This is a genomic window from Streptomyces sp. DH37 (genome assembly GCF_029813835.1).
Lineage (GTDB): Bacteria > Actinomycetota > Actinomycetes > Streptomycetales > Streptomycetaceae > Streptomyces.
Window position 1 is genome coordinate 18815 of sequence record NZ_JARVKV010000076.1, and the last position, 12188, is coordinate 31002.

Annotated in this window: 10 protein-coding genes; 4 read left to right on the top strand and 6 right to left on the bottom strand. The window is 75.8% G+C overall.

The genetic code is table 11. The features are described from left to right. The first annotated feature begins 171 nt into the window (after positions 1 to 171). Together QC029_RS26815 and QC029_RS26820 are read left to right on the top strand one after the other, a co-directional pair. Positions 172 to 2604, top strand: a complete 2433-nt coding sequence (locus QC029_RS26815) for a SpoIIE family protein phosphatase (protein ID WP_279558406.1) — start codon at positions 172 to 174, stop codon at positions 2602 to 2604. A gap of 85 nt (positions 2605 to 2689) precedes the next feature. Continuing rightward, the gene (locus QC029_RS26820) at positions 2690 to 2989 is read left to right on the top strand and encodes a hypothetical protein (protein ID WP_279558397.1); all 300 of its coding nucleotides are present in this window, start codon (positions 2690 to 2692) and stop codon (positions 2987 to 2989) included. 104 nt (positions 2990 to 3093) lie between these two features. On the opposite strand, the gene QC029_RS26825 is transcribed toward QC029_RS26820, so the two are convergent. The 6 genes from QC029_RS26825 to QC029_RS26850 all read right to left on the bottom strand — a co-directional run bounded on the left by QC029_RS26825 (position 3094) and on the right by QC029_RS26850 (position 7452). Beyond that, the gene (locus QC029_RS26825) at positions 3094 to 3975 is read right to left on the bottom strand and encodes a biotin-dependent carboxyltransferase family protein (RefSeq protein WP_279558398.1); all 882 of its coding nucleotides are present in this window, start codon (positions 3973 to 3975) and stop codon (positions 3094 to 3096) included. Beyond that, positions 3972 to 4586 carry a 5-oxoprolinase subunit PxpB gene (pxpB, locus tag QC029_RS26830; RefSeq protein WP_279558399.1) on the bottom strand — a complete coding sequence of 205 codons (615 nt, stop codon included), beginning with the start codon at positions 4584 to 4586 and terminating at the stop codon, positions 3972 to 3974. The genes QC029_RS26825 and pxpB overlap by 4 nt, the downstream gene beginning before the upstream one ends. Next, positions 4583 to 5338 carry a LamB/YcsF family protein gene (locus tag QC029_RS26835; protein WP_279558407.1) on the bottom strand — a complete coding sequence of 252 codons (756 nt, stop codon included), beginning with the start codon at positions 5336 to 5338 and terminating at the stop codon, positions 4583 to 4585. Before QC029_RS26835 ends, pxpB begins: the two co-directional genes overlap by 4 nt. A gap of 162 nt (positions 5339 to 5500) precedes the next feature. Continuing rightward, positions 5501 to 5830, bottom strand: coding sequence for a YkvA family protein (locus QC029_RS26840; protein WP_279558400.1), 330 nt, complete (start codon positions 5828 to 5830; stop codon positions 5501 to 5503). A 79-nt stretch (positions 5831 to 5909) separates the two neighbouring features. Beyond that, entirely contained in the window at positions 5910 to 6425 is a 516-nt protein-coding gene (locus QC029_RS26845; protein WP_279558401.1) for a metallophosphoesterase, read from the bottom strand. A 34-nt stretch (positions 6426 to 6459) separates the two neighbouring features. After that, entirely contained in the window at positions 6460 to 7452 is a 993-nt protein-coding gene (locus QC029_RS26850; RefSeq protein ID WP_279558402.1) for a fibronectin type III domain-containing protein, read from the bottom strand. Between the two features lie 196 nt (positions 7453 to 7648). On the opposite strand from QC029_RS26850, the gene QC029_RS26855 reads away from it, so the two are divergent. Both QC029_RS26855 and QC029_RS26860 read left to right on the top strand, forming a co-directional pair. Beyond that, positions 7649 to 8647, top strand: coding sequence for a Gfo/Idh/MocA family protein (locus tag QC029_RS26855; RefSeq protein ID WP_279558403.1), 999 nt, complete (start codon positions 7649 to 7651; stop codon positions 8645 to 8647). Positions 8648 to 8947: 300 nt separating this feature from the next. Continuing rightward, positions 8948 to 12133, top strand: a complete 3186-nt coding sequence (locus QC029_RS26860) for a glycoside hydrolase family 3 N-terminal domain-containing protein (protein WP_279558404.1) — start codon at positions 8948 to 8950, stop codon at positions 12131 to 12133. Positions 12134 to 12188: the final 55 nt, after the last annotated feature.

Genomic DNA, 12188 nt, shown 5'->3' on the forward strand with positions numbered 1-12188 from the left:
ACCACCTCCCCGAGGAGCAGCGCAGTGGAGACCCAGCGGCCGGACGGGCCCGTCCGGAAGGACGCGCCGGCGAGCGCCGCCCCGAACGGGGACGCGCCCGCGCCGGGCGCGCCGGCCGCGGGGGACGCCGCGTCCCTGGTGCCCTCCGTGCGCCGGCCGTACGAGGGGAAGGTGTACGAGCGCGGGGTGTACGACACCCCGCGCGAGGGCACCGACGTCAGCGTCGGCAGGCTGGCCGCCACCGTCGAGCGGCTCCGCCGCGAGGTGCGCGAGGCGCACGCGGCGGCCGAGGGCCGCGCCCTGATCGAGATGGCCAAGGGCATCCTCGTCGAGCGGCTGGGGTGCGGTCCGGCGCAGGCCGCCAGGCAGCTGGCCACCCTCGCCGACCAGGCCGGCCTCTCCCAGCTGGAGCTCGCCGCCGACCTCATCGACCAGGCGGCCCACGACCGGCTCACCGAGGCGGCCCGCGAGTTCCTGGCCAGGGCCCAGGAGGGCCACCGCGCACAGGGGAGGGGCGGCGACCGGGAGCAGGGCGGGGACCGGGAGCAGGGCGGCGGGAACGCCCCCTCGCTGTCGGTGCGGCTGCGCACGGCGGAGAGCGGCGCGCTGGCCGCCGACGACACCCAGGCGGTCGCCGAGTCCCTGCTGGAGCACGCCCTGACCCCCCTGGGCGCCACGGCGGTGGCCATCTGGGCCGCCGGCACCGACGCCTCCCTCACCCTGGCCGGCTCCGCGGGCTACGCCGCCGAGGAGGCCGCCCGGTGGCACTACGTACCCCCCGGGGTGGCGACGCTCGCCCGCCGGGCCCTCACCGAGCGCCGGCCCGTGTGGTTCGCGTCCCCCGCCGAGGCCGGGCTGCCCACCCTGGGGCGGCGGCAGGCGCCCGAGGGCTGCCGGGTCACGGTCCCCGCCGACAACGGGGGCCGCATCCTGGGCGTCCTGGAGATCTGCTGGCCCGGCCCGCTGGAGCCGCAGCCCCCGCAGGTCCAGCGGCAGATCGAGGCCCTGGCCGAGCTGTGCGCCCACACCCTCGACAGCCGCGGCCCGGCGGACGCCGCCCGCTCCGGCGACGTCCTGCAGGCGCGGCACCCGGGCGTGTCCGAACTGGTGGACTTCGCCGACGGCCTGCTGGACCCCGCCCTGGTGCTGGTGCCCCAGCTGGACGCCGACGGCCGGCTCGCCGACTTCCGCATCCACCACGTCAGCGCCCACTTCGTCGACCCGGTGGGCCGTCCGCGCGGCACCGTCGCCGGATCGCTGCTGCTGGAGGCGTACCCGATGGCGGTGGGCGATAGCGGCCTGTTCGAGAAGATCGAGCACGTCCACGCCACCGGCGAGCCCTTCCGCGCCGACCGCATGGTGCTGCGCGCCCTGGTCGGCCAGGTGCCGCTGAAGGTCGAGGCGGCCGTCAGCATCAGCCGCCACGGCGACAACGTCCTGCTCATCTGGCGCATCCAGGACGAGGCGGCACGGCTGGCGAGCGTGCTCCAGCACGCCCAGCGCCTGGGCCGCATCGGCGGGTTCGAGGAGAACCTCGTCACCGGCGAGATCGTCTGGAACAGCCAGCTCTTCGCCCTCCACGGTCTGCCGCCCACCGCCGCGCCCATCCCGCTGGAGCAGCTGCCCGCCCACACCCACGCCGACGACGAGGCCGCCATCGGGCGCTTCCTGCGCACCCTGCTGCACCACCGCCGCCCCGCCTCCACGGCCTTCCGCCTCCAGCGGACCGACGGGATCGTGCGCCACATCCGCGTGGTCGCCGAACCCGCCCTCGACGCCGAGGGCCGGCTGATCGCGGTGCGCGGCGCGTACCAGGACGTCTCCGCCCAGCACTGGACGGAGGTCGCGCTGGGCGCCACCCGCGACCAGCTCGCCCAGACCGAGCAGCAGGCCGCCGAGCGCAACCGCATGACGCTCCAGCTCCAGCGCGCCATCATGCCGCCCACCCGGGGCCCCATCGAGGCCGGGGGACTGGACATCGCGGTGCGCTACCGCCCCGCCGAGAAGGACCACCTCGTCGGCGGCGACTGGTACGACGCCGTCGTCCTGCCGTCGGGCCAGGTCCTGCTCTCCGTCGGCGACGTGGCGGGCCACGGCATCGAGGCGGCCACCGGCATGGTCGTCCTGCGCAACGCCCTGCGCGGTCTGGCCACCACCGGCGCCGGGCCCGCGCAGATCCTGTCCTGGCTCAACACCGTCGCCCACCACCTCACCGAGAACGTCACCGCGACCGCCGTCTGCGGCCTCTACGACCCCGGCACCCGGACGCTGCGCTGGGCCCGGGCCGGCCACCCGCCGCCGGTGCTGGTGCGCCGGGAGGAGGCCATCACGCTGCCGCTGGCCGGCGGGCTCCTGCTCGGCGCCATCGCGGAGGCCGGGTACGAGGAGGAGCGGCTGACGCTGGAGGCCGGCGACATGCTGCTGATGTACACCGACGGCCTGATCGAGCGCCGGGACCGCTCCCTGCAGGAGTCCCTGGACCAGCTGATGGCCCTCGCCCGCGACTCCGGCGCCACCCTGGACAAGCAGCTCGACCGCCTGCTGACCTACAGCAACTCCGACACCGACGACGACACCTGCATCGTCGGCGTCCGGATGCGCTGACCCCGGCCCCCGCGCCGTTTCCGGCCCGGTCCACCGGGTACCTGCGCCGTGCACCCGAACGCGACACATTGCGAGGACCACGGCCATGGGCGAAGCGAACAGGCACCAGGAGCAGGGCGAGGGCGAGCGCGGCCGGGAGGCGGAACGCCGCACCGACCCGGCCGACCGGGGCCCCGGAGCCCACTCCGGCCGGGAGACGCGGATGGAGCACCGCATCGTCCCCGGCACGGCGAGCGCCGCGGAGGGCTTCTCCGGGGGCGGCACCGTCGAGGGCGAGCCGCTCAAGGGCGTCGAGGCCGAGGAGGGAGCTTCCGGCAAGGCGCGCCGGGCGGAGGAGGCCGCGGAGGAGGCGGACACCGGCTCCGGCCGGGAGTCCGGCGGCTGAGACCGGACCGGAACCCGCGGGACCGGGGCCGTCCCGGCCCCGCTTCCCGGCCCTGTTTCCCGGCGCCGCTCCCCGGCGTCCTTCAGCGCCCTCTCAGCGCCCCCTCAGCGCCGCAGCGGGACGAAGCGCACCGGGAGGCCCGGCACCGCCTGCGCCGCGGCCGCCAGCGCCTCCCCGGGCACCACGCCCACCACCGGATAGCCGCCGGTGGTCGGATGGTCGGCGAGGAAGACCACCGGCCCGCCGCCCGGCGGCACCTGCACCGCGCCCGTCACCATGCCCTCGCTGGGCAGCTCGCCGCCCCTGGCGCGTTCCGGGGAGGGCCCCTCCGTCCGCAGGCCGACGCGGTTGCTCTCGGCGGACACCCGGTACGCCGCCCGGGCCAGGGTGCGCAGGGCGGCACCGGTGAACCAGTCGTCGCGCGGCCCGAGCACCAGCGGCAGCACCAGCTCCCCGGTCGGCGGCCCCGGCGCGGCGGCGGCCGTACCGGGGAGGGCCCAGGGGGCGGGCCCGGACGCCGGACCCACCGGCAGCGGCGTCCCCGCGGACAGCGGCGCCGGGCCGAGCCCGGACAGCAGGTCGGTGGAGCGGCTGCCCAGCACCGGCTCGACGGCGACGCCGCCCGCCACGGCCAGGTAGCTGCGCACCCCGGCCCGCGCGGCGCCGACCTCCAGCACCGCCCCGCCCGGCACCCGTACCGCCGCGCCCCACGGCGCCGGGCGCCCGTCGATCCGCACCGGGCAGGGGGCGCCCGTCACCGCCACCGCCACGGCGCGGTCCGGGCGCACCGCGCACCCGGTGACGGTGGTCTCCAGCGTGGCGGCCCCGGCCGGGTTGCCCACCAGGCGGTTGGCGAGCCGGTGGGCGGGCGCGTCCAGCGCCCCCGAGCGCGGCACCCCGAGATGGGCGAGGCCCACCCGGCCCAGGTCCTGCACGGTGGTCAGCGCACCCGGCCGTACGACCTCCAGCACGCCCGCGCCCGTCACGGGACCGCCTCGAAACGCACCCGGGTGCCCGGTGCCAGCAGCGCGGCCGGCTCCCGAGAGACGTCCCACAGCACCGCGTCGGTCCGGCCGATCAGCTGCCAGCCGCCCGGCGAGGTCCGCGGGTACACCCCCGTGTACGGTCCGGCCAGCCCCACCGAGCCGGGCGGCACCGCGGTGCGGGGCACCGCCCGGCGGGGCACGCCCAGCTCCTCGGGCAGCCCGGTGAGGTAGCCGAAACCGGGGGCGAACCCGCAGAAGGCGACCCGGAACTCCGTCCGCGAGTGGACCGCGGCCACCTCCTCCTCGTCCACGCCCCACAGCGCCGCCACCTCGGCCAGGTCGGGGCCGTCGTAGCGCACCGGCAGCACCACGGCGGCCGAGCCCGCCGGGACGGCGGCCGGGACGTCCCAGCCCCGCAGCCGCTCCGCCAGCGCGCGCGGATCCTCCAGCCCGTCCAGCAGGACGGTGACCGCCGCCGGGACGATCTCCTCCACCTCCGGCAGCTCACCGGCCTCCCGCAGCCGCACCAGCTCGGCGTGGAGGGCCTGGGCCCGCCCGGTGCTCTCCACCTCCACCAGCAGGGCCCGCCTGCCCACGGGCAGCACCCTCATCGCGCGAACGCCTCGATCCGCACCCCGGCCTCCCGGAGCGCCTGCCGCACCCGACGGGCGAGCGCGACGGCGCCCGGGGTGTCGCCGTGCACGCACAGCGACCTGGCGCCGGCGGCCACCCGCCCCCCGCCGACGGCGGCCACGCTGCCGCGCAGCGCGACGTCCAGCGCCCGGGAGACCACGGCGTCCGGCTCGTGGATCACCGCGCCCGGCTCCCGCCGGGGCACCAGCGTGCCCCGTGCGGTGTAGCCGCGGTCGGCGAAGGCCTCGGCGACCGCGGGCAGTCCGGCCTCCCCGGCGGTCCCCAGCAGCAGCGAACCGGGCAGCCCCAGCACCGGCAGCCCCCCGCCCGCCAGCAGCACGCCCGACACCACCGCCCGCGCCTGCGCCGCGTCGTGCACCGTGCGGTTGTAGAGCGCGCCGTGCGGCTTGACGTACGCCACCCGCGCCCCGGCGGCCTCGGCGAACACCCGCAGCGCGCCGATCTGGTAGGCGACCTCGTCCGCCAGCTCGTCCTCCGGGACCTCCATCGCCCGCCGCCCGAAGCCCGCCAGATCGCGGTAGGCGACCTGGGCGCCGATCGCCACGCCCCGCTCGGCCGCCGCCGCGCACACCCGGCGCATGGTGGAGGGGTCACCGGCGTGGAAGCCGCACGCGATGTTGGCGCTGCTGACGACCGAGAGCAGCCCCTCGTCGTCGGTGAGCTCCCACCGCCCGAAGCCCTCGCCCAGGTCGGCGTTGAGGTCGATCACCGCGGCCGTGCTCTCCGCGGCGTTCCCCGCGGCATCTCCCACGGTGTTCCCGACGGTGTTTCCGGCGGTGTTTCCGCTGGTGTTCTCCACGGCCCCCACCGCCCCCTCGTCCCGCTGTGCCATGGGAAGAGGGTAGTTCCGCGGCGGGGGAGGACGGGCGCGTCAGCGCCGACGGGGCTCCCCCGGATCCTTCAGGAGCTCCGTCTCCCCCGGGTCCCGCCCGTACCGCCGCACCGCCCCGCCCAGGTGGTGGAGGGCGAGCAGCAGCAGGCCGACGTCGTCCAGGTACACCGGGTCCGGGAGCAGGTCCACGGGGAACACCGTGTAGACGAGCGCCCCCCAGAACGCGGCCTTGGTGCCCCCGGGGACGTCCTCGCTCCGCAGGAGCCGGTAGGTCCGCACCAGCCTCACCAGGAGGACGGCCGCGGCGGCGAGCGTCGCGGCGGCGAGCACCGCGCCGACGGCGATCAGTACGACCTGCCAGGTCTCCAACGGGCCTCCTCCCGCACGGTCCGGTGGAATGAGGATCGCCCCGCGGGCCCGCTTCAAACGTGGGCGTGCGCGCCGGCGCTCAGCGGCGGGGCGGCAGCCGGTGCAGCCCGACCCCGTCCAGCCGCCCCGCCTCCACCACCGCCGTCATGTAGGTGCAGTACGGCTGGGCGCGGCGGTCGGTGGGCGAGCCGGGGTTGAGCAGCCGCAGGGGCCTGCCGGCGGCCGTGGTGGCGGTGGTGTCCCAGGGGATGTGGCTGTGGCCGAAGACCAGGACGTCCAGGTCGCCGAACCGCTGCGCGCACCGCTTCTCCCGCCCCTGCTTCGGCCCCGTCTCGTGGACGACGCCCAGGCGCAGCCCGTCCAGCTCCGCGCGGGCCACCTCCGGCAGCCGGGCGCGCAGTTCGGGGCCGTCGTTGTTGCCGTACACCCCGATCAGCCGCCGCGACCGCTCCTGGAGGAGGTCGAGGGTGGCGGTGTCCACCCAGTCCCCGGCGTGGACCACCACGTCCGCCTCCGCCACGCGGGCCAGCAGCTCCTCCGGCAGCCGCCCGGCGCGCTTGGGGAGGTGGGTGTCGGACATGATCAGCACAAGCACGGGCCCACCGTAACCCGCGCCTCCCGGCGGGCCCTCACTCCTCGCCGGCGGTGACGGTCCGGGTGGGGGAGAAGGCGCCCCAGGTGCCGTCGGGGAGCCGGGCCCGCAGCCGCACGGTGTGGGTGGTGCCGGGCTCCTCGTCCAGGTAGAGGCTGTACTCGGCCCTGCCGCGGGGCGTCCCGGCGCTCCAGTTGAGGGTGGTGGCGAGTTCGCCGTCGAGGTGGATCTCGTACTGCGTGATCCGGCCGCCCGTCCTCGGCGGCACCCAGGACAGGTCGAGGTGGTAGCCGCCCCCGGCGGGGCGCGTCGCGGCCCGGAAGTCGGCCGGCGCCGTGCCCGGACCGCCGCCCGGGGCCGAGGCGGTGGTGAGCTCCACGGCCCCGCTCGCGGGGGAGACGTTGCCGGCCGCGTCGCGCGCGGTGACGGTGAAGGAGTAGCGCACACCGGGCCGCAGACCGGTGACCAGCGCCGTCGTCTCGCCGCCGGGCACGCTGTGGATCCGGGTGCCGCCCTGGTGGATGTCGTACGAGGCCACGCCCCGGTCGTCGTCCGACCTCCGCCAGACGAGGGTGGCGGCGCGGGCGCCCTCGGCCTTCCCCCGGAGCCGCTGCGGCCGGGTGGGCGGGGTGCGGTCGTCGGGGGCCGACGGGGGAGTGGTGACGGAGACCCGGGCGCTGTACGCCGAGAGGTTCCCGGCGGCGTCCCGCGCCCGGACGGTGAAGGTGTAGGCGGTGGACGGCTCCAGGCCGCCGACGTCCACCATGTGCCGCGCGCCGTCGACGTCCACGCTCTTCTCGCCGGCGCCTTCGGGGCCCGGTGAGCGCACGACCTCGTACCCGGCGACGCCGGTGTCGTCGGTGGAGCTGTTCCACATGACGTGCACGGAGGTGGCGCTGCCCGCCTGGGCCGTCAGACCGGTCGGCGCGGTGGGGGCCTGCCCGTCGCCGCCCCCGAACCGGCACCCGGCGAGCAGCGCGGGCAGCGAGAGGGCGAGGACGAGTGCGGCAGACGTGGACGTCCGTCCCAAGGCGAGCTCCCCGCAGGGCCGTTGAAATTGGTCCAGACATATATGACACAGGGATCGGCTCCCGGCAAGGGGTCGGCCGCCGCCTCTCCCCGCCGGCCCGCGTACAGCATGCGGACACGCCGCCTCCGCATCGCGCGCCCGCCGTAGGGTGAGCCCGACACGCCCACGACAGAACCGGCCCGCACCGGGGGAGCGCATGACACGCACCGACGACACGATCAGATGGGGCATCCTCGCCACGGGCGGGATAGCCGGAGCCTTCGCGCGCGACCTCGCCGCCCTGCCCGGCGGCGAGCTCCTCGCGGTCGGCTCGCGCTCGCCGGAGTCCGCCCGCCGCTTCGCCGACGAGCACGGCGCCCCGCGCGCGTACGGCAGCTGGGCGGAACTGGCCGCCGACCCGGACGTCGACGTGGTCTACGTCGCCACGCCCCACTCGGCGCACCTGGAGGCCGCCACCGTCTGCCTGGAGGCGGGCAAGGCGGTGCTGTGCGAGAAGCCCCTCACGCTCAACCTCCCCCAGGCGCGGGAGATGGTCGCGCTGGCGCGCCGCAGGGGCGTCTTCCTGATGGAGGCCATGTGGACCTACTGCAACCCGGTGGTCCGCCGCATGCTCGACCTCGTCGCCGACGGCGCGGTCGGCGAGGTGCGCTCGGTCCACGCCGACTTCGGCATCGTCGCCCCCGTGGACGCCTCCCACCGGCTGCGCGACCCCCGGCTGGGCGGCGGCGCCCTGCTGGACCTGGGCGTCTACCCGGTCTCCTTCGCCCACCTCGTCCTCGGCGAGCCCTCCTCGGTCGCCGCCTGGGCCCACCTGACGCCCGAGGGCGTGGACGAGACCACCGGCGTCCTGCTGGGCTACGACAGCGGGGCCGTCGCCACCCTCTCCTGCTCCATCGCCTCCGCCAGCCCCACCGTGGCGGCCGTCAGCGGCACCCGGGGCCGCATCGAGCTGCCGCACGGCTTCTTCGCCCCCGAGTCCTTCGTGCTGCACCGCGAGGGGCGCGAGGCCGAGGAGATCCGGGTGCCGGACGCGGAGGGCGGCACCGGCTACGGGCCCGAGGCGGCCGAGGTGATGCGCTGCCTGCGGGAGAAGGAGACGGAGTCCCCGCTGGTGCCGCTGGACGGGACGCTCGCCGTGATGGCGACGCTGGACGCCGTCCGCGAGCGCGTCGGGGTCCGCTACCCGCACGACTGACCCGCGCGACCGACCCGCCCGCCGGACATCCGGCGGGCGCGACGCACCAGGGACCCCGGGGGGTCTCCGGGGCCGCCTCGAGGGCCCCGGAGGCCCCCTCATCTGCCATGATGCGGAGAGCGCTCTCACCCTTGGCGCACGGGGAGCCGGGACGGGCCACCCGCCTTCAAGAGGTTTACGGATGAGGAGTCTTGACGACCCCTCCGGGCGCGTACAGGATCAACGCCGTGCGCATGACAGGACGCCTGTGTCTCCGTGCGTTCAAGCCGTGAAAAGCCGACCGTGCCCGAGGGAGCCGCCATGGGACAGCCGTTGCACGCAGGACCGGACCCCCGGGGAGGAGGCCGGCGGAGACGGCGGAGGCGAACGGCCGCCGGGACCCTCGGCGCCCTCCTCGCCCTCCTCGCCTCCGGCCTCACCCCCACCGCGTCGGCCGCCGCGCAGGACCGCGTCCTGGACGACTTCGACGCCGCCGTCCCCGGCCCGATCGGCGTGTACGGCAGCAACGCCCAGGACACGCCGAAGCTCAGCCAGGTCGCCGCCGAGGCACGCCCCGGAGCCAACGCCTTCAACCGCGCGCTGCGCGTGGAGTACGACATCACCGCCTGGGGCGGCTTCGACCACGCCCTGAGCGCCACCGAGGACTGGAGCGGCCACGAGGGCTTCTCCTTCTGGGTGAAGGGCACCGGCAGCGGGAAGCGCGTCCAGTTCGAGGTCAAGGACGGCGGCCCGAACGCCGGGCAGGCCGAGCTGTGGGCCGGGTACTTCACCGACGACACCGACGGCTGGAAGCAGGTCAGGACCCCCTTCGAGGACTTCGTCCGCCGCCCCGACTACCAGCCGGCCGGAGCCCCGGCCGACGGCGTGCTGGACCTGACCAGGATGTGGGGCTACGCCGTCAACCTGCCCACCGCCTCCGGCACCCTGGAGTTCGACCAGGTCGAGCTGTACGGCGTGGGCGGGGTGCGGGCCCGCGTCGCCACCGACCGGCCCGTCTACACCGTGGACCACGGCGGCACCGCCACCGTGGAGGTGTCGGTGGGCACCACCGGCGGCGTACCGCTGGCCGAGCCCGTCACCGTCGCCTACGGCACCGGCGAGGGCACCGCGAAGCCCGGCGAGGACTACACCCCGGTCGAGGGCACCTTCACCTTCCCCGCCGGAACCCCCTCCGGCACGGCGAAGACCTTCACCGTCGCCACCAAGCGCAGCGCCGGGCCCGCCACCGCCAGGACCATTCCCATCACCCTCTCCGTCGACGGCGGACGCGCCCCCGACGACCTGCCCACCGTCGTGATCGACGCGCACGGCCTGCCGTACCAGAACCCCCGGCTCCCGGTGGAGAAGCGGGTCGGGGACCTGCTGTCGCGGATGACGCTGGACGAGAAGATCGGCCAGATGACCCAGGCCGAGCGCGGCGCCCTGGAGACCCAGGACGACATCGCCTCCCACGAGCTGGGCTCGCTCCTCTCCGGCGGCGGCTCCAACCCGACGCCCAACACCCCCGCCGCCTGGGCCGACATGGTCGACGGCTTCCAGCTGCGCGCCCAGCAGACCCGGCTGCAGATCCCGCTGATCTACGGCGTCGACGCCGTCCACGGCCACAACAACGTCGTCGGCGCGACGGTCTTCCCGCACAACACCGGCCTCGGCGCCGCCCGCGACCCGCGACTGGTCGAGGACACCGCGCACGCCACCGCCAAGGAGGTCCGCGCCACCGGCGTCCCCTGGAACTTCAGCCCCTGCCTGTGCGTCAGCCGCGACGAGCGCTGGGGACGCGCGTACGAGGCCTTCTCCGAGGACCCGGCGCTGGTCACCCGCCTGGCCACGGCCGTCGAGGGCTACCAGGGCCGTGCCGACGGCCGGGACCTGAAGGACGCCGACCGGGTGCTGGCCACCGCCAAGCACTACGCCGGCGACGGCGGCACCGAGTTCGGCTCCTCCACCACCGGCACGTACACCATCGACCAGGGCGTCACGAGGACGACGCGGGAGGAGCTGGAGGCCGTCCACATCGCCCCCTTCGTGGAGGCGGTCGACGAGGGCGTCGGCACCGTCATGCCGTCCTTCTCCAGCGTGGACTTCCTCGGCGACGGCGAGGGCCCGGTCAAGATGCACGCCCACACCGACCTGATCACGAACGTCCTCAAGGGCGACCTCGGCTTCGACGGCTTCGTGATCAGCGACTGGCAGGCCATCGACCAGATCCCCGGCGACTACGCCTCCGACGTGCGAACCTCGATCAACGCCGGACTCGACATGATCATGGTCCCGTACGACTACAAGGGCTTCACCTCCACCCTGCGCGAGCAGGTCGACTCCGGCGCCGTGCCCATGGCGCGGATCGACGACGCGGTCTCCCGCATCCTCACCAAGAAGTTCCAGTTGGGCCTCTTCGAGAAGCCCTACACCGACCGCACCCACCTGGACTCCGTCGGCTCCGCACCCCACCGCGAACTGGCCCGCGAGGCCGCGGCCGACTCCCAGGTGCTGCTGAAGAACGACGGGGGCCTGCTGCCGCTGAGCGGTGACGAGAAGCTCTACGTCGCCGGCTCCAACGCCGACGACCTGGGCAACCAGGCCGGCGGCTGGACCATCTCCTGGCAGGGCTCCTCCGGCGACATCACCGAGGGCACCACCATCCTGGAGGGCATTCGCCAGGTCGCCCCGGACGCGTCCGTCACCTTCAGCGAGGACGCCTCCGCGCCCACCGACGGGCACCGGACGGGTGTCGTGGTGGTCGGCGAGACCCCGTACGCCGAGGGCGTCGGCGACGTCGGCAACGGCCACGACCTGGAGCTGTCCGACGCCGACAGGAAGGCGATCGACACCGTCTGCGGCGCCATGGAGTGCGTGGTGCTGATCGTCTCCGGCCGCCCGCAGATCATCACCGACCAGCTCGGCGACATCGACGCCCTGGTGGCCTCCTGGCTGCCGGGCACCGAGGGCGCGGGCGTGGCGGACACGCTGTTCGGCGAGCGCCCCTACACCGGCCGCCTGCCGGTGAGCTGGCCGCGCTCGGCCGCCCAGGTCCCGGTCAACGTCGGGGACGCCTCGTACGCCCCGCTCTACCCGTACGGCTGGGGCCTGCGCACCGACAGCGCCCGCGACCGGCTGGAGGACGTCCGCGACGAACTGCGGGAGCGCCGCGACATCACGTCCCGTGCGGCCGCCGTCCACGTGCACCTCGCCCAGAAGCACCGGCACTGGAACGCCGACGGCACGGTCCGCAACGCGGACGCGGTCCTGAAGTCCCTCTCCAGGGCCGCCGCCCTGCTGGAGAAGTCCCGCACGGACTCCTACCTCCAGGCGGACGAACTGGCCTCGGTCGCCCGGGACATCGCCCAGGCCGCCCTGCTGGGGGCCGGCGACGGCGCCCCGGAGCGCGCGGTGTCCCGCACGGCGGACGCCGACCACGCCCTGGCCTCCGGCCAGTACGCCAAGGCGTTCCGCCACCTCACGGAGGCCTACCGCCTGACCCGCTGACCCATCCGCCCACCCACCCGAACCGGTCCGCCGGGCGCCCCGCTCCGACGGGGCG